Below are 15,110 nucleotides of genomic sequence, written 5' to 3'. Positions count from 1 at the left end.
GATTTATGCGCGTTCAGCGTTAAGCCTGATCTCTGTTTTGCCGATAGCACGGCAAATCAGAATGCTGCCGCTTTATGCAGGTAATCGGAAATGACCCGGAGCCCTTTATCGAAGTTCTCCAAATGGAAATGCTCGTTCGGCGCATGGAAGTTCTCGGATGACAGACCGAACCCCATGAGTACGACCGGAATCCCAAGAATCTTATCGAACTCGGCGACAATCGGCACGGAGCCGCCCATGCGGGTGAATACAGTCGGGACGCCGTAGACTTTTTCATAGGATTTCCCCGCTGCCTGGATGGCCGGGTGGTCGAATGGCGTGATGAACGGATTGCCTTTATCGAACTCGGTGATCGTCACCGTGACACCGGCGGGTTTATGTGTGTCGATGTGGCGGCGCAGTTTGCTGATGATATCTTCCGGTTCCTGGTCGGGCACGAGCCGGCAAGTGATTTTTGCGCCGGCCTCTGCCGGAATGACCGTTTTGATGCCTTCTCCGGAAAACCCGCCGAAAATGCCGTTCGCTTCGAGGGTAGGCCGCACCCAAGTGCGCTCGATGAATGAATAGCCCGGTTCCCCGAAATCTTCCGTGATTCCGAGGGCGCGTTTTTCGGCTTCCGTGTCGAAGCTGAGTTCCCGATAAGCCGCCCGCTCTTCCTCCGTCACCGGGCGGACATCCTCGTAGAATCCTTCGACTTGCACCGTGCCGTCTTTATCATGGAAAGAGGCGACGATTTCCGCAATGGCATGCAGGGGATTCTGGATGGCGCCGCCGTAGAGGCCGGAGTGCAGATCGCCTTTCGGTCCTTTCACATCGATCTGGATGCCGGCGAGTCCCCGGAGCCCGTAGCAGACAGCGGGTCGGCCGGGGCCGTACATGCCGGTATCGGAAATGATGACGAGATCCGCAGTGAGCCGTTCTTTATTCGCTTCCACATACGCCGGAAGACTGGGGCTGCCGATCTCCTCTTCACCTTCTATGATGAATTTCATGTTGACGGGCAGCCGGCCTTCCTGTTTCAGAAGGGCTTCCGCCGCTTTAATGTGCATGAACGTCTGGCCTTTGTCGTCACTTGCGCCGCGGGCGAAGATTTTATTGTCCCGGATCTGCGGATCGAATGGCTCTGTCTCCCATAAATGAAGCGGATCGACCGGCTGCACATCGTAGTGGCCATATACGAGGACGGTCGGTTTGCCTTCCGCATGAAGCCAGTCGGCATAAACGACGGGATGGCCGCCGGTCTCTTCGACCGCGACGTTGTCGAATCCGGCTTTCGTCAACGCTTTTTCAAGCCATGATGCCGCATGCCGGACATCGTCTTTATGTACATTCAATGAACTGACGGAGGGGATCCGCAAAAATTCCTTCAATTCATCCAAATGGCTGTCGCGCTGCTGTTCGAAATACTGGTCGAGTTCGAGATTCAACTGAATTCCTCCATTTCTGATTGCCGATTTTCGGAAACAGTATAGCACAAGGGGCAGGGGTTTCGACATTTTGAAAATCCCTATGATATAATGAATGGCAGAGAAAGAGCTCGGAAGTTCCGGGAACGGAACAGCTTAACTATCATTTTTACAGCTTTATACTGGAGGAAACAAAATTGTTCATAGCGCTCGCTTTTTTCTTGGCCATGTCATTTTTCCTGTCGGGAAGCGAGACTGCACTCACTGCAGTTAACAGGATGAAGGTCCAGCTTCGGGCTGAACAGGAAGACGCTGCGGCGCAGCGTGTTCTGCGGCTCGTCTCGAAGCCGGACCGAATGATCACGACGATTCTGATCGGGAATAACATCGCGAACATCATGCTCCCGACGCTCGTTACGACCATCGCCATCACCCGCGGGTGGGAAGTCGGTTTGGCGACCGGTATTCTGACCGTTGTGCTGATCGTATTCGGCGAAGTGCTGCCGAAGACCATCGCTGCGACGTTCGCTGACCGGGTCGCTTATGTCGTCGCGCCAGTCATTTCTGTGCTCGTCACAGTCTTGAGGCCGCTGACCTGGATTCTCGCGCAGTTCACCAACGTCTTCATCCGGCTCATCTCAAGAGGGCAGGTAAAGGAAGCGACACTTACGAAAGAAGAACTCCGGTCGATGGTTGATATCGCTTCAAGCGAAGGGACGTTCGAAGAGGAAGAATCGCTCCGCCTCATGGGCGTCCTTGATTTTTCATCCAAGGACGTTTCGGACGTCATGGAGACGCACCGGACGGATACAGTGGGGATTCCGATTGAATCGACGTATGAAGAAGTGCGGGACATCATCTTGAGCCATCCGTATACGAGGTATCCGGTTTATGAGGAAAACCTCGATAACATCATCGGCCTTTTCTATACGAAGCGGCTCATTGAGTGGTCTGTGAATCCTGCGCTGACGCTGGGCGAACTGATGGACGACAATCCGATGTTCGTTGCCGAATCGGTAAGTGTCGAGAAAGTGTTCAGAATGATGCTTGGCAAGAAAAAGCATATGGCGATCGTCCTCGACGAATACGGCGGCACGCTCGGCCTCGTCACGACAGAGGACATCATTGAAGAAATGATCGGTAAGGACATCGAAGATGAGACCGACAAGGAAGACGATGCGCTGATCTTCGCGATGACCGAGGACCGGATCTCCTGCCACGGGCGCCTTGAAATCGAAGACGTCAACGAAGCCTTCAGCATCGAACTCCCTGAAGATGACAATGATACGGTGGCGGGCTTCGTTCTCCAGCAGCTGGGCCATGTGCCTGATGAAGGGGAAGAATTTGAGTATGAGAATCTTGTCGTCAGGGTGGATGAAGTGGAGCGCAATAAAATCATCCGGCTGACCATCACAAAAAATTCCATGGAAGTTCCCGTCTAAGCTTTCGCCGCGTGCGGGAGCTTTTTTCATTTGCCGCTTCTAGCCGGCCATCCCTCGGCAGCCGGCCCCGCAACGTCCTATCACGCTGGCTGCAGTTCCCGCATCCTAAGGCAGAGAGCGTCTGCTTAAAGCGATCTCTTCGAAGTCAAGGTGCTTACACGTTTGTAAGTAAACTGAAAGTGAATGCGATAGAGGGTAAGCCTAGTGTCTGGCAAACTGTGATTAACAGCAGAACAGAACGGAGGCGGCACAATGGAAGCCTTGTACACTGAATACAACCGGTATATTTACCATTTATGCTTAAAATTGACGCGCAATAAAGACGAAGCGGAAGACTTGATGCAGGATGTCTGGCTGAAAGTTGTCCGCTCTGAAGGCAGGAACGGAAACATCGAGCATGCGAAAGCCTGGCTCACGACCGTCTGCATGAACACATTCCGCGACCGCTATCGGAAAAACGTCCGTCGGAGCCGTCACATCATGCCCCAGCCGGAAGGACTCGACGTTTCCCTGCTCGATCTGATCGCATCGGATGAAGCGGGCGCCGAAGAAATTGCGGAAAAGCAGGATGCCGCCGTGCTCATGCGCCAAAAAATCGCCGAGCTCGACAGTATTTACCGCACAACAATCCTGTATTTCTACGTGCACCAGCTGTCCTTGAACGAAATTGCAGCCGAAATGAAAGTATCCGTCGGTACAGTCAAATCGCGTCTGTTCCGTGCGAAACAGCGACTGAAGGAACTGATGCTTGCTGACCGCCAGGCGAGCGACTATATCATGACCGCATAAACAGCAGACAGCCGGAGTGGATCCGGCTGTTTTTTCATTCTCTCATTCCGGTCGGATTGGTATAATAGAAGAAAAGAATCGGATGGCCGGCAGGAACCGGCAAGCAATGACAGCCGGCGGTACTGAAACCATGAGAATGAGGAGGGAATGCATGGAACAAAAAAAGAGACGGAAAAACCGGAAAAAACGGCGGCTGCGGTCCGCAATGACCGGCATCGGCATACTGTACGCGGGGGCGATGCTCTGGCATATGAATAAACCCTTGCCGCCGGGTCTCGCATTCAAGGGAGAACGCCGGCGGGCAGATGAAGTCAGCTTTCTCACAGATCTCACATACATGAAAAATGGGGAACGGCGGCAGGAGACGGCGATTTTTGATGCCATTTGCAGGCTGATCCAAGAAGCTGAGGAATTCATCGTACTGGACGTTTTCCTGTTCGGCCATTACGGAAAGCACCGGGATGGAGAACCGAAAATCGCGCAGCGGCTAATGGAGGACCTTCTCCGTAAAATGGAGGAATCCCCGGAAATCAGGATCTGCCTTCTCACAGATCCCATCAGTTCCGGTTACGGTTCCTACGAACCGCCGGAAGTGGCACAACTGCGGTCTGCTGGTGCGGAGACCGTTTATGTCAGCCTGGACCGGCTTCGGGATTCGATTCCGCTGTTTTCAGGCCTGTACCGATTGATTCCGCTGGCGGATGACCGGAAAGGAAAGGGCTGGCTGCCCAATCCGCTGGACAAGAACGCTCCGGATTTCACCCTTTCATCTTATTTATCGATGTTCAATATCCGGGCGGATCACCGGAAAACGGTTGTGTCCGAGAAGGAGGCGATTGTAAGCTCAGCCAATCCGCATGATCCGAGCGGCCTCAACTGCAATGTCGCGTTCCGGCTGGGCGGGCCGGTCCTCTGCGATATTCTGGAGGCCGAAGAAGCGGTCTCCCTCTTTTCCGGCGGACCGCGCCTGCCGCGGCCGTCTTCTTTGACGGCTGACCGGGACAGCCCTTATATCGTCCAATATCTGACAGAAAAAGAGATTGTGAAAGCCGTCCTGCCGGATTTGGCGTCTGCCGGCAAAGGGGATGAAGTCTGGCTTGGTATGCTGTTCCTGTCGGATGCCAAAGTGCTGCGGGCTATCCAGTCAGCTGCGGAACGGGGGGCGGAAGTGCGTCTCATCCTCGATCCGAACAGGGTCGCTTTCGGCCATGACAGCAATGGACTCCCGAACCGGCCGGTTGCGGAAAAACTGATCGAGCGGACAGATGGGAAAGTGCAGATCCGATGGTATAACATTCCGACCGGAGAGTTCCATACGAAACTGCTTGCTGTCCGGGCGGGGGACAGGATGGTCATCACAGGCGGCTCCGCCAACTTTACGGAACGCTCACTCCGGAACCACAATGCGGAAAGCGTCCTCCGCATCGAGTCGGCTTCCGGCAGTCCGCTTGCGGAAGATGTGCTCGCATACTTCCGGCGTTTGTGGACGAATGACGGAGCTGACTTCACGCTGGACTGGTCCGCTTACGAAGATGAGCTGAGTCCGGTCCACACGGCAGTGTATAACATTCAAAAAGCGCTGCGCATCACGACTTTTTAAAAGAAAGGGCGGCGGATTTTCCGCCGTCACCATGTTTTCGGAGAATGGGAGAGGGGTGCCGGGATGAAACGGCAGAGAAAGGGGATCCGGCGGAAACGGCTGCTTTTTTGGCCGCTTGCTGCAGTGCTGGTGCTTTACGCAAGTATGATCGTCTGGCATACGTTCAAGCCGCTGCCTTCAGGAATTTCGTATGAAGGGGAATTCAGGACTGCCGGTTCGGTAGAGATGCTGACCGATCTTTCATTCGCGCAGGACCAGGAAGGAAAAGGGCTCGAATCTGAATTGGAAATCTTCCAGGAAATTTATGCTGTAATCGACGAGGCGGAACAATTCATTGTGGCGGATTATTTTTTATTCGACCATTACGGAACCCGGGGAAAAGACTTTCCGGACATCGCCGGGACATTGACCGATCATTTAGTGGCGAAGAAGGAAGCCAATCCGGATATGCCGATTTTCTTCATTACCGATCCGCTGAATATCGGCTACGGATCTTATGGAAGTCCATATCTTGACCGCATGCAGTCGGCCGGTATCGAAGTGGTCATTACGGATCTGCACCAGCTCCGGGATTCGTTCCCGCTCTACTCGGGGCTATACCGGCTGTTTTTCCAGTGGCCGGCCAATCGGGGAGAAGGCTGGCTCCCGAACCCGATGGCAAAGGATGCGCCGGACCTGACCCTTCCGTCCTATTCGACGCTTCTCAATGTGAAAGCGAACCACCGGAAAACAATCGTTACAGAAAAGGAAGCGATTGTAAGTTCCGCGAACCCGCACAACGCGAGCGGCCTGCATGGGAATATGGCGTTCAAAGTCAGCGGGGAAGTGCTGAATGACATTTTGGAGGCGGAGGAAGCGGTCTCGCTGATGTCTGGCGGGCCGGAACTGCCGCGCGCCGAAGTGACGGCTGAAGAAGGGCCGTACCGGGTCCAGTACTTGACCGAACAGCAGACGCTCCATGCGCTGCTTGAAGACTTGGAGGAGGCCGGCGAGGGTGACGATGTCTGGCTCGGCATGTTCTTTTTGGCGAAGCGGGATATTATCGAGGCCATCGAGGAAGCGGCAGGCCGCGGAGCGGATATCCGGATCATCCTCGATCCGAACAAAAATTCGTTCGGACGGGAAAAGAGCGGGATTCCGAACCGGCCGGTCGTCCATGAAATCCTCCGGGATTCCCCCCCGAATCTGCAGATCCGCTGGTATAATACTGTTGTCGGACAGTACCATACGAAAACGATCATGATCCGGACAGCGGAGGGCGTTGTGATTTCCGGCGGATCATCCAATTACACGGAACGCACGCTCGATGACTATAACCTGGAAGCTAATCTCCGGATCGAAGCGCCGGCGAACAGCGGACTGGTGAAGGAAATGGAAGCGTACTTCGAACGGCTGTGGCGCAATGAAGACGCGCTGTACACGCTCGACGCCGAAGCCTATCAGAACGACTGGACCAGGTGGCAGCGGGGAATCTACGCGCTGCAAAAAGCGCTGAAAATAACGACATACTGAAAATGGGAAAGGCCGCTCCTGAAAAGGGGCGGCCTTGCGTCATTCATCGACTATTTGATGGAGCCGGCGCTGATCCAGTCTTCCACGTCCCAGACCTTTGTCGCCAGGCCTTCATAGAAATCAGGCTCGTGGCTGACCAGCACGATCGTACCCTTATACGCCTGCATGGCGCGCTTCAGTTCCGCTTTCGCGTCGACATCCAGGTGATTGGTCGGCTCATCGAATACGAGCCAGTTGCTTTCTTCCATCATCAGCCGGCAGAGCCGCACTTTCGCCTGCTCACCGCCGCTCAGGCTGTTCATCGGCCGGGCGATGTGCTCGCTTTTCAGGCCGGTCCGGGCGAGCGCGCCCCGCACCTGGCTCTGCTCCATCGATGGGTAGGATGCCCAGATGACATCGATCGGCGTTTCCGTGCCGGCTTTCACTTCCTGTTCGAAATAACTCGGGTTCAGGTAATCCCCGCGGATCACGGTGCCGCCCAGCGGCTGGATCTTCCCGAGCATCGTCTTCAGGAGCGTCGACTTCCCGACTCCGTTCATCCCGACGAGCGCGATCTTCTCGCCCCGTTCGATTTCGAATGTCAGCGGCGGCAGCAAAGGATCGCCGTACCCGATCTCGAGGTTCTCCGCTTCGATGACGTAGCGGCTTGGGCTGCGTGATTCCTTGAATCCGAACTGGGGTTTCGCCGCCGTCTCCGGCCGGTCGATCCGCTCCATCCGGTCCAGCTGCTTCTGGCGGGACTTCGCACGTCCTGTCGTTGAATAGCGGGCTTTATTTTTGGCGATAAAGTCTTCCTGTTTTTTAATGAACTCCTGCTGTTTTTCAAACGCGTCGATGTGCTGGCGTTTATTGAGCTCGGCAAGTTCCAGGAACTTCTCATACGTCGCGGTATAGCGGGACAGTTTCGAGAACTCCAGGTGGAAAATGACGTCCGTCACGCCACTCATGAATTCCGTGTCGTGTGAAATCAGGAGGAAGGCGTGTGGGTAATTTTTCAAGTAATTGGACAGCCAGGAGACGTGCTCTTCATCCAAATAGTTTGTCGGCTCGTCGAGCAGCAGCACTTTCGGCTTTTCAAGCAGCAGCTTCGCCAGCAGCACTTTTGTCCGCTGCCCTCCTGATAATGTCGAGACGTCGCGGTCAAGGCCGATCGCATCCAGGCCAAGCCCTCGGGCGACCTCTTCCACTTTGACATCGAGCGAGTAGAAATCGCCGGCTTCGAGTGCGTCCTGGATTTCCGCCATGTCCCCGAGCAATGATTCCAGTGTGTCCGGATCCGCCTCCGCCATCCGGTCGGCGATTTCGTTCAGTTCCGCCTCTTTTTCGTAAAGCGGCAGGAAGGCGTCCTGCAGCGTTTCCCGCATCGATTGCCCCGGCTTCAGCTGCGTATGCTGGTCCAGATAACCGTAATGTGTTTTCGGCAGCCAGTCCACTTTCCCGCCGTCGTGGATGAGCTGGCCGGTCAAAATATTCATGAGTGTCGATTTGCCGACGCCGTTCGCGCCGACGAGGCCGACATGCTCCCCTTCGACAAGGCGGAAGGACACATCCTTGAACAGTGTCCGGTCGCCGAATGTGTGGCTCAAATTTTCTACTGTCAATAAACTCATTTCTGAAATTCCTCCAATTTCCTCAAAAAAAGCCGCCGCTCACAGTTCCGCGAGCTGGCGGTTCAGTTCTTTCAAGCGCTGTTCCATTGCATCGAGCCGCGCTTCCGCTTTTTCGATCATTTTTCCGTGGCCGGTCGATTCAAGTTTTTCAATATCGCCCTGCTGTCTGATATAATCGCTTTTCAGCTCTGCGATTTCCCGTTCCAGCTGCTGTCTGTCCATGTCATCACCTGATTTTTGATACCAGTATAGCACAACATTCCCCATGAATTCAGGTTGAAAGTTTTTTGCTTGGGTAATAAAAAAGGTATACTGACTGAAAAACCATGTTCCATATAGAAAAAAGGGGGGGAAACCCATCGATTCACTGCTTTTCGAACTGATGCTGATCATCGCACTCGGTATCGTCTCACAATGGCTGGCCTGGGTATTCAAATTGCCGGCCATCGTCCTCATGTCAATCGCCGGCCTGATTGCCGGTCCGCTTCTCGGGCTTATTTCACCTGAAGAAAGTTTCGGTGAGCTGTTCCGCCCGTTCATCTCGCTCGCGGTCGCCATCATCCTTTTTGAAGGCAGCCTGAACTTGAATTTTAAAGAGATCAGAGGATTCAACCGTCCGGTCCTGCGGCTCGTCACCGTAGGCGCCTTCATCACCTGGATCGCCGGATCGTATGCGGCCCATTCCCTGGCGGGGCTGTCGCTGCCGGTGGCTTTCGTCATCGGAGGCCTGTTCATCGTCACCGGACCGACCGTCATCCTGCCGATGCTCCGGCAGGCGAAACTGAAGCCGCGCCCTGCCGCTCTCCTGAAATGGGAAGGGATCATCGTCGACCCGTTCGGCGCGCTCCTTGCGCTGTTCGCTTACCATGCGGTCCTGTTTTTTGAAGGGGAGGTCACCGGCGGGGCGTTCGGCATGTTCTTTCTCGCGTCACTGTTCGCCGCCATCATCGGCGCTGCGGCAGGATGGGGGATGGGGCAGCTGTTCGAGCGCGGGAAGGTGCCGGAGTACTTGAAAGCGCCGGCTGTTTTCGCGGTCGTGCTCTTCACGTTCGCCCTGTCGGATGCCATCATGCATGAAACCGGCCTACTCGCGGTCACCGCGATGGGAATCATTATGGCGAATATGAACATCTCCTCCATCGGGGACATGAGGCACTTCAAGGAGAACATTTCCGTTCTGCTGATCGCCAGCGTCTTCATCATGCTGACGGCTTCGCTGACGACGGATGTCCTTCTTGCCATTTTCGATTGGGGCATCCTCGCTTATGTGCTCGTCATCCTGTTCGTCGTCCGTCCGCTCGCTGTGTGGATCGCGGCGATCGGCACCGACATGACGTGGAAAGAAAGGCTTCTGGTCGGCTGGATCGCGCCGCGGGGAATCGTGGCGCTGACTGTTTCAGGATACTTTGGAAGTGTCCTTCTGGAAGCAGGCTACGAGGACGCGGAACTCCTGACCGCGCTGACATTGGCGCTCGTCTTTTCAACGGTCGTGGCCCACGGCTTTACGATCGGCTGGATTGCACGGAAATTGGATCTCGCGTTCTCGGACGAGCCCGGTGTTTTATTCGTCGGTGCCAACCGGTTTACAACGAGACTGGCTTCCGTCCTTAAGGATATGAATAAACGCGTCCTCATCATGGACAGGTCCTGGGGCCGGCTGCAGGCCGCCCGCCATGCCGGCGTTCCGACCTATACGGGGGAAGTCTTGTCAGAGCACACTGAGTACGATGTCGACATGACTCCTTTTCCGACCCTTGTCGCCGCAACGGAAGTCGATTCGTACAACGCCCTTGTCGTCAATAATTTCGTTCCGCATTTCGGCCGTGAGAACTTGTACCAGACGGCGATCCACCAGGCGGACCCGAAAGATCTCCGGAATTCCATGACCGTGCGGATCCTTTTCGGCCATGAATGGAACATCCATCAGCTTGAACAGAAAATGGCGGAAGGCTATGAACTCCGCCGGACGACGATCACCGAGCAGTTCACGTACAAAGATTTTCTCGATGACTGGCACGAGGGGACGATCCTCCTGGCGGTCGTCCGGGCATCCGGCGGCATCGAGTTCTATATTGCCGATCAGCATATCGAACCGCAGCCGGGGGACACGCTTCTTTCACTGGCGCCGCCTGAGCGCCAACAGAAACGGATCAAGGAACGCCTCGAAAACCAGCGCATCAAAAACGGCGCCGGCATTTAAGCGCCGGTGCCGGGTTAAATCCGAGTCCGCTTATAGGACATGGCAGCACGCTGTCTGCTATAGTGAAAGTATTGCAGCAGGAGGAGGGTACACGGATATGAAAGTGTTACTGGTGGACGGTACGATCGTCGGCAGCAAAACGGGCGCCGTCCTCGAACAGGTAAGAAAATACGTGGAAGAGTACGGGCCGAGTCTGAAACTCGATTTTTTGAGCCTGGCCGATTACGATCATGAATTTGTCGACGGACGGCCGATGGACGGCTATAACAGTGACATGCAGGAAATCGCCCGGCGTTTCGAGGAAGCGGATGCCTACATTATTGCGTCGCCGATTTTCCAGGGGTCGATCCCGGGCGTCCTGAAAAATACATTCGATTTGATCCATCCCCGAACAATGCGGTACAAACCGGTCTCGATCGTGGCGAACGGCGGCACGTACCAGCACCATCTCGTCATTGAAAACCAGCTGAAGCCGATTCTGGACTACTTCCGCTGTCTCGTCACACCGAACTACGTCTATACGCATTCATCGCATTTCGACGAAAACAACCGGATTGCGGATGAAGACGTATTGGACCGGCTGCGCGAACTCGCGCGCGTGTTCGTCCAGTACGCGGAAATGAGCCAGCAGCTGTCGAAAGAAACCGTCGATAATCCGTAAGGTTGAATCAGACGTCTCGAAAAGGAGAAATCCATGCCCTTTCCGCGGACTGACTGCCGAGCCTCCGCACCCGCTATCGCGGGTTTACGGATTCTCGGACAGCCAGTTTTTCCGCAGGAAAGGTAGACCGAATTCTGTGAGGGCTGCCTTTGCGACGAAGCAGCGAAGCGATGCAGGAGCATACGGTTTTGGCATGGGTTTCTTTCCTTTCCTTCGGCGTCAATTTCAATGGACTTGTCGACTTATTGAGGGAATAAAAATTTCTGACTGCTGCAGACTGAGAGCGACATATCGTTTTTTCGTTAGCCGGCAAGACAAAACTTGCGAGACTCCTGCGGGAAGAGCAGCCAAGGCGAGACCCTGGAGACCGCTTGCGGTCGAAGCGACTTGCCGGCTGCCCGCGGAAAGCGAGCGGGTTTTGCCAGCCGGTAACGACAGCTCTGATCAGCGTACGGAAACCTCCTGCAGCCGCAGGAGGTTTTTTGTGCGACAGGCGGCCGTGTTATAATGGAACGGCAGAAATGGGGTAGAAAACATGACAAAATCAGTAGTGCTGGCAGAAAAACCGTCGGTCGCCCGCGATATCGCCCGCGTGCTCGGCGCCAATCAGAAAGGCAACGGGTTTTTCGAAGGCAAGAATTATATCGTCACGTGGGCACTCGGCCATCTCGTGACACAGGCACAGCCTGAACAGTACGATGCGTCACTCAAAGAATGGAAAATGGAGACGCTGCCGATCATTCCGGATCCGTTCAAGCTCGTGCCGATCAAACAATCGATGAAGCAGTACAATGCGGTGAAAGCCCAGCTCCGCCGCGGCGATGTGAACGACGTCATCATCGCGACGGACGCCGGGCGAGAAGGGGAGCTCGTCGCCCGCTGGATCCTGGAAAAGACGAAGACGGCAAAGCCGATCCGGCGTCTCTGGATTTCCTCGGTCACCGATAAGGCGATCAAAGACGGCTTCAATAACCTGAAAGACGGCCGCAAGTACGATAGCCTATTCGAAGCGGCGGTCGCCCGCTCTGAAGCGGACTGGGTCGTCGGCATCAACGCCACGCGCGCGCTCACCGTGAAACACAATGCGCAGCTGTCGACAGGCCGCGTGCAGACGCCGACGCTCGCCATGATCGCCGAGCGGGAAGAAGAGATCAAGAACTTCAAGCCGAAACCGTACTGGGGGCTCCAGGCGATCACCCCCGAGACGGCCTTCATGTGGACGGATGGCAGCAACACGAATTCGTTCAATAAAGAAAAGATCGATGCGCTGTTCAAGAAACTTGATGCTGTAACCGAAGGCACCGTCACGGAAGTGAAGACCGTGCCGAAAAAACAGCCGGCACCGCCTTTATTCGACTTGACGGAACTTCAGAAAGAAGCGTACAAGCGCTTCGGCTGGTCGGCGAAAGAGACGCTGAACACGCTGCAGAATCTGTACGAACGGCACAAGGCGGTGACGTATCCGCGGACCGATTCGAAGCATTTGTCGTCGGACATGCAGGATACGCTGAAGGACCGCGTGAAAGCGGCAGGTAAGGGTGCGAACCGCGCGGCGGCGAATCAGATCCTGACCGGCAAAGCCGTGCCGCAGAAAGGCGTCATTGACAACGCGAAGGTTTCGGATCACCACGCCATCATCCCGACGGAAGAGACGGCGCCGCTTTATGACATGTCGGACCGCGAGAAGACGCTGTACGATCTCATCGCCCGGCGTTTCCTCGCCGTGTTCCTGCCGCCGCATGAATACGACCGGACGACGGTGACGCTCGATGTCGGAGGCGAGACCTTTACGGCGAAGGGGAAGACGATCCGCAGCGCCGGCTGGAAGCGGGCGGAAGACAGCGATCTCGAAGAAGGGGAAGAGACCCTTCCTTTATTCAATAAAGGACAGAAATTTCCGGTCAAAGCGGTCACGCTGACTGAAGGCAAGACGAAGCCGCCGCCGTATTTCAATGAAGGGACGCTGCTCGGCGCGATGGAGAATCCGTCGGCGTTCATGTCGGGCGAGTCGAAAGCGCTCATCAAGACGCTCGGGGAAACGGGCGGGCTCGGCACGGTGGCGACGCGGGCGGATATCATCGATAAGCTGTTCGGCACGTTCCTCATCGAGAAGCGCGGCAATGATCTGCTTGTGACGTCGAAAGGGCGGCAGCTGCTCGACCTCGTGCCGGAGGACTTGAAGTCGCCGAAACTGACGGCCGAATGGGAGCAGAAGCTGAAGCGGATCGAGAAAGGCGAGCTGAAGAAAGATGTCTTCATGACGGAAATGATTTCGTTCGCGAAGCGCGCCGTGTCGGAAATCAAGTCGAGCGACCGGAAGTTCAAGCACGATAACGTCACCGGTAAGATGTGCCCGGACTGCGGCAAACCGCTGCTCGAAGTGAACGGCAAGCGCGGCAAGATGCATGTGTGCCAGGACCGCGAATGCGGATTCCGGAAAAAGATTGCGGTCCAGACGAACGCGCGCTGTCCGGTGTGCCATAAGCGCATGGAACTGCGCGGCGAAGGGGACGGCCGGATCTTCACGTGCAAGTGCGGACACCGGGAGAAGCTGTCGGTGTTCGAGCAGAAAAAGAAGAAATCGCAGTCGAAAGCATCGAAGCGTGACGTCAATCAGTACCTGAAGAAACAGGATGAACCGAAGAACACGGCGATGGCGGATGCACTGAAGAAACTGATGGAGCAGCAGGACTAGGAGGAAACCGCGTGGCGAAGAAACCGGCGAAGACGAATGCGGCCCGGATCCTGGACCGGGAGAACATGAGATATGAAGTGCTGCAGTATGAGACGGAAGACGGCAAGGTCGACGGCGTGTCCGTCGCCGCCAAAATCGGTGCCGCGCCTTCCGAAGTGTATAAGACGCTCGTGGCGCAGGGGGCGGACAGGCAGCCATATGTGTTCATCATCCCGGTGGCGGATGAACTCGATCTGAAGCTGGCGGCGAAAGCCGCGGGCGAAAAGAAGATCGAGATGCTGCCGGTGAAGGATATCACGGCAGTGACCGGCTACGTGCGCGGCGGCTGCTCGCCGCTCGGCATGAAAAAGCACTATCCGTCGTTTATTGACAGGCAGGCGGAGAATTTGGAGACGATGATCGTGTCGGCGGGGAAAGTCGGCATGCAGCTCAAGCTGGCGCCGGGAGATTTGGCGAAAGCGGCGGATGCCCAGTTCGCTGACCTCACTTGAAAGGTTTCAGCCCTCAGGAAAGAAGGAATGGATTTGGTAAAGAGAACAGCGGTCAATTGGGTCTTTTTTACAGTTGGTCTGATGATTTTGGCGCTCGGGATATCAATGATGATCAAAGGCCGGATGATGGGAGTGGGGCCTTGGGATGTGCTGGCGATCGGCCTGTTCAAGAATTTCGGGCTCACCATCGGCACGTGGTCCATCCTGATCGGGCTGGCGATCGTCGCAGTCACCATGGGGGCGACCCGGAAGATTCCGAAACTCGGGACAGTGCTGAATATGGTGCTGATCGGCGTGTTCATTGATATTTTCAATTTCGTTTTGCCGGATATCCAGTCGTTTGCCGGGCAGATTGTCATTTTTGTCGCGGGTCTTTTCGTGTACGCATACGGCATCGGGCTTTATGTGTCGCCGCAGATGGGGGCCGGACCGCGCGATGGGCTCATGCTGTTCCTCGTGGAGCGGTCGGGCCTAAGCATCCGGACGGTCCGCTCGATCATCGAAGTGACGGTCGCGGTGCTCGGCTGGCTGCTCGGCGGCCCCGTCGGTGCGGGGACGGTCATCGTCGCATTCGGCACCGGCCTCATCGCCCAGCAGTCCATCCCGCAATGCCGCGCGCTGCTGGAGCGGGTGCTCGCGGAGAAGGGCGGAACACCGCCTGCAGTGCGGTTCTGATGCAATCCGGAAAGTTGAAGCGGTCCTTG

The 15,110-nt window shown here is 55.8% G+C and carries 12 protein-coding genes; 9 read left to right on the top strand and 3 right to left on the bottom strand.

The features are described from left to right. Positions 1-56 precede the first annotated feature (56 nt). Positions 57-1,427: a dipeptidase gene (locus CCE92_RS13610; protein ID WP_241536061.1), complete on the bottom strand. Its 1,371-nt coding sequence runs from the start codon at positions 1,425-1,427 to the stop codon at positions 57-59. 176 nt (positions 1,428-1,603) lie between these two features. Here CCE92_RS13610 and CCE92_RS13605 point away from each other — a divergent pair, with 176 nt between their 5' ends. The 4 genes from CCE92_RS13605 to CCE92_RS13590 all read left to right on the top strand — a co-directional run bounded on the left by CCE92_RS13605 (position 1,604) and on the right by CCE92_RS13590 (position 6,749). Continuing rightward, positions 1,604-2,848 (top strand): hemolysin family protein, encoded by a 1,245-nt coding sequence (locus CCE92_RS13605; RefSeq protein WP_088008776.1) that lies wholly within the window; start codon positions 1,604-1,606, stop codon positions 2,846-2,848. A gap of 252 nt (positions 2,849-3,100) precedes the next feature. Next, entirely contained in the window at positions 3,101-3,637 is a 537-nt protein-coding gene (locus CCE92_RS13600; RefSeq protein ID WP_088008774.1) for an RNA polymerase sigma factor, read from the top strand. Positions 3,638-3,788: 151 nt separating this feature from the next. Then, positions 3,789-5,237 (top strand): phospholipase D-like domain-containing protein, encoded by a 1,449-nt coding sequence (locus tag CCE92_RS13595; protein ID WP_162287880.1) that lies wholly within the window; start codon positions 3,789-3,791, stop codon positions 5,235-5,237. Between the two features lie 63 nt (positions 5,238-5,300). Then, positions 5,301-6,749, top strand: a complete 1,449-nt coding sequence (locus tag CCE92_RS13590) for a phospholipase D family protein (RefSeq protein WP_088008769.1) — start codon at positions 5,301-5,303, stop codon at positions 6,747-6,749. A 50-nt stretch (positions 6,750-6,799) separates the two neighbouring features. Here the strand turns inward: CCE92_RS13590 and CCE92_RS13585 are convergent, their stop codons facing one another. Beyond that, on the bottom strand, positions 6,800-8,359 hold the full coding sequence (locus tag CCE92_RS13585; protein WP_088008766.1) for an ABC-F family ATP-binding cassette domain-containing protein: 1,560 nt from the start codon (positions 8,357-8,359) through the stop codon (positions 6,800-6,802). 39 nt (positions 8,360-8,398) lie between these two features. Then, positions 8,399-8,581, bottom strand: coding sequence for an SE1832 family protein (locus CCE92_RS13580; RefSeq protein ID WP_088008763.1), 183 nt, complete (start codon positions 8,579-8,581; stop codon positions 8,399-8,401). Positions 8,582-8,741: 160 nt separating this feature from the next. On the opposite strand from CCE92_RS13580, the gene CCE92_RS13575 reads away from it, so the two are divergent. The 5 genes from CCE92_RS13575 (at position 8,742) to CCE92_RS13555 (ending at position 15,081) form a co-directional block, all read left to right on the top strand. Continuing rightward, positions 8,742-10,559 carry a cation:proton antiporter gene (locus CCE92_RS13575; protein ID WP_088008760.1) on the top strand — a complete coding sequence of 606 codons (1,818 nt, stop codon included), beginning with the start codon at positions 8,742-8,744 and terminating at the stop codon, positions 10,557-10,559. Between the two features lie 97 nt (positions 10,560-10,656). Then, positions 10,657-11,220: an NADPH-dependent FMN reductase gene (locus CCE92_RS13570; RefSeq protein ID WP_088008758.1), complete on the top strand. Its 564-nt coding sequence runs from the start codon at positions 10,657-10,659 to the stop codon at positions 11,218-11,220. A gap of 535 nt (positions 11,221-11,755) precedes the next feature. Continuing rightward, the gene (locus CCE92_RS13565) at positions 11,756-13,915 is read left to right on the top strand and encodes a DNA topoisomerase III (protein WP_088008755.1); all 2,160 of its coding nucleotides are present in this window, start codon (positions 11,756-11,758) and stop codon (positions 13,913-13,915) included. Positions 13,916-13,926: 11 nt separating this feature from the next. Further along, complete coding sequence (ybaK, locus tag CCE92_RS13560; protein WP_088008752.1) at positions 13,927-14,406, top strand: Cys-tRNA(Pro) deacylase; 480 nt, start codon at positions 13,927-13,929, stop codon at positions 14,404-14,406. Positions 14,407-14,439: 33 nt separating this feature from the next. After that, positions 14,440-15,081, top strand: a complete 642-nt coding sequence (locus tag CCE92_RS13555) for a YczE/YyaS/YitT family protein (protein ID WP_241536060.1) — start codon at positions 14,440-14,442, stop codon at positions 15,079-15,081. Positions 15,082-15,110: the final 29 nt, after the last annotated feature.

It is taken from the genome of Indiicoccus explosivorum (assembly GCF_002167005.1).
Classification (GTDB): Bacteria; Bacillota; Bacilli; order Bacillales_A; family Planococcaceae; genus Indiicoccus; species Indiicoccus explosivorum.
This window is presented reverse-complemented; position numbering and strand designations above follow the sequence as displayed.

What these genes read in the sequence shown, in the direction of transcription:
- CCE92_RS13600 (WP_088008774.1), top strand. Translation starts at nt 3,101, where the DNA reads ATGGAAGCCTTGTACACTGAATACAACCGGTATATTTACCATTTATGC.
- CCE92_RS13595 (WP_162287880.1), top strand. Translation starts at nt 3,789, where the DNA reads ATGGAACAAAAAAAGAGACGGAAAAACCGGAAAAAACGGCGGCTGCGG.
- CCE92_RS13590 (WP_088008769.1), top strand. Translation starts at nt 5,301, where the DNA reads ATGAAACGGCAGAGAAAGGGGATCCGGCGGAAACGGCTGCTTTTTTGG.
- CCE92_RS13585 (WP_088008766.1), bottom strand. Translation starts at nt 8,359, where the DNA reads ATGAGTTTATTGACAGTAGAAAATTTGAGCCACACATTCGGCGACCGG.
- CCE92_RS13580 (WP_088008763.1), bottom strand. Translation starts at nt 8,581, where the DNA reads ATGGACAGACAGCAGCTGGAACGGGAAATCGCAGAGCTGAAAAGCGAT.
- CCE92_RS13575 (WP_088008760.1), top strand. Translation starts at nt 8,742, where the DNA reads ATGCTGATCATCGCACTCGGTATCGTCTCACAATGGCTGGCCTGGGTA.
- CCE92_RS13570 (WP_088008758.1), top strand. Translation starts at nt 10,657, where the DNA reads ATGAAAGTGTTACTGGTGGACGGTACGATCGTCGGCAGCAAAACGGGC.
- CCE92_RS13565 (WP_088008755.1), top strand. Translation starts at nt 11,756, where the DNA reads ATGACAAAATCAGTAGTGCTGGCAGAAAAACCGTCGGTCGCCCGCGAT.